We start from the raw sequence: 1,655 nt of genomic DNA on the forward strand, positions 1-1,655 counted from the left end.
TTGCTGTTCGGTCCGCGTTAATCTAGATGCTCGAACCTGGAATCCCGCAGTGAGTGCAATTTCAAATGAGTGAACCGGTAATTCCCTCGGAAGCCGACCCGGTCGAGGGCGCGCCCGAGCCGCGGCGCGAGCCGGTGTTCAACCTGCCGCCCGTCGTGCTGGCGGTGATCGGCATCTGCGTCGTCGTCTATCTGTTGCAGCAATATGTGTTGAGCGAATCCCAGCAGATGACATTGCTGTATGACGGGGCCTTCATCCCCGTTCTCTACACCGGGCAATACGGCTTCGACTGGTTCCTGTTTTCGCGGCCCTTCACCTACGCGTTCATGCATGGCGGCTTTGCCCATATCGCCATCAACATGGTGTGGCTCGCCGCGTTTGGTTCACCATTGGCAAACCGTCTGGGAACGCTGTGGTTCGCGCTGTTCTTTGCCGCAACCGGGCTGGCTTCGGTCGCGCTTTTCTGGGCACTGCATCCTTACGGTGAGGCGCCGCTGGTCGGGGCTTCCGGTGCGATATCAGGCATGATGGGGGCTGCGGCGCGTTTTGGCTTCCGCACCGATCGTTCGGCCGGCAAGGCCGCCTTCGCCGGCCCGGTGCTGCCGATCGCATTCGTGTTGCGCTTGCGCGGTGTCGTGATTTTCCTTGCCATGTGGATGGTCATCAATCTCGCCACCGGCCTGCTCGGTTTTGCCCCGGGGGTAGACGGCCAGATCGCCTGGGAGGCCCATATTGGCGGCTTTGTCGCCGGCTTCTTCGGCCTGCGCTGGTTCGACAGGCGATGGCAGGCGCCCGAATGGGAGACGGCCGACCACCACACTTGAAATGCAACCGATCACGGCGCACGATGTTCACTCTTACGTGAAGGCCGGTCAGGGCAGGAACCGGCAGGCAAAGCAGAGGAGGACGCCATGACGGTTAAGGCAATTCTCGAGAGAAAAGGCCATGACGTGTTGACGCTCGGGCCGAACGAAAAGCTTAGCGAAGCCATCCGTATCCTGGCAGAGCACAAGATCGGGGCGCTGGTCATCACCAATGGCGATCGCAAGATCGTCGGCATCCTGTCAGAGCGCGACATCGTCCGGGTTGTCGCCCGCGAAGGTGGAGCCGCGCTCGATATCCCCGTGCGTTCGGCGATGACGCCGAAAGTGAAGATCTGCAACGAAAACCACACCGTCAACGAGGTGATGGAGATCATGACCCGAGGCCGCTTCCGCCATCTGCCGGTGGAAAAGGACGGCATGCTCGATGGCATCGTGTCCATTGGCGACGTGGTCAAGCGCCGCATCGAGGATGTCGAGCGCGAGGCCGACGAGATCAGAGCCTACATCGCCACCGCCTGAGCGGTGAGGCGAACCGCCGGCCGGAGAACCGACCGGCGGAGCCGTGGTTACCTGTTGTCGAGTTCGGAGCGGACGAGTGCGAGCCCGCGCCGGGTGATGCGGTAGGGTCCACCGTCAGACGAAGAAACAGCCTTCTTCCGCTTCAGTTTTCGAAACAGCTCGAGATCGACGCCCGGATAATGCCAGCCGTCGCGGGTCAGGCATTTGACGGAGGCGATCCGTTTCTTCTCGTTCTTTTCGATTTCAATGCGTCCGCCCTGCGCGAGCAGGTGCAGGATGCGCTGTTTCCACAGCGCCGCGCGTCCTCTTGGA

The 1,655-nt window shown here is 61.6% G+C and carries 3 protein-coding genes; 2 read left to right on the forward strand and 1 reads right to left on the reverse strand.

The window, feature by feature from the left end; all coding sequences use genetic code 11:
• Positions 1-65: 65 nt before the first annotated feature.
• Positions 66-824, forward strand: a complete 759-nt coding sequence (locus tag EN932_RS35625) for a rhomboid family intramembrane serine protease (RefSeq protein WP_013531343.1) — start codon at positions 66-68, stop codon at positions 822-824.
• Positions 825-911: 87 nt separating this feature from the next.
• The gene (locus tag EN932_RS35630; protein WP_013531344.1) at positions 912-1,343 is read left to right on the forward strand and encodes a CBS domain-containing protein; all 432 of its coding nucleotides are present in this window, start codon (positions 912-914) and stop codon (positions 1,341-1,343) included.
• Between the two features lie 47 nt (positions 1,344-1,390).
• On the opposite strand, the gene EN932_RS35635 is transcribed toward EN932_RS35630, so the two are convergent.
• A complete protein-coding gene (locus EN932_RS35635) occupies positions 1,391-1,636 on the reverse strand; it encodes a YjhX family toxin (RefSeq protein WP_032899321.1) in 246 nt (81 codons plus the stop codon).
• Positions 1,637-1,655 lie beyond the last annotated feature (19 nt).

Origin of the sequence: Mesorhizobium sp. M7A.F.Ca.US.002.01.1.1, from assembly GCF_004022955.1 — a bacterium.
In the GTDB taxonomy this organism is placed as follows: Bacteria; Pseudomonadota; Alphaproteobacteria; order Rhizobiales; family Rhizobiaceae; genus Mesorhizobium; species Mesorhizobium ciceri.

What these genes read in the sequence shown, in the direction of transcription:
- EN932_RS35625 (WP_013531343.1), top strand. Translation starts at nt 66, where the DNA reads ATGAGTGAACCGGTAATTCCCTCGGAAGCCGACCCGGTCGAGGGCGCG.
- EN932_RS35630 (WP_013531344.1), top strand. Translation starts at nt 912, where the DNA reads ATGACGGTTAAGGCAATTCTCGAGAGAAAAGGCCATGACGTGTTGACG.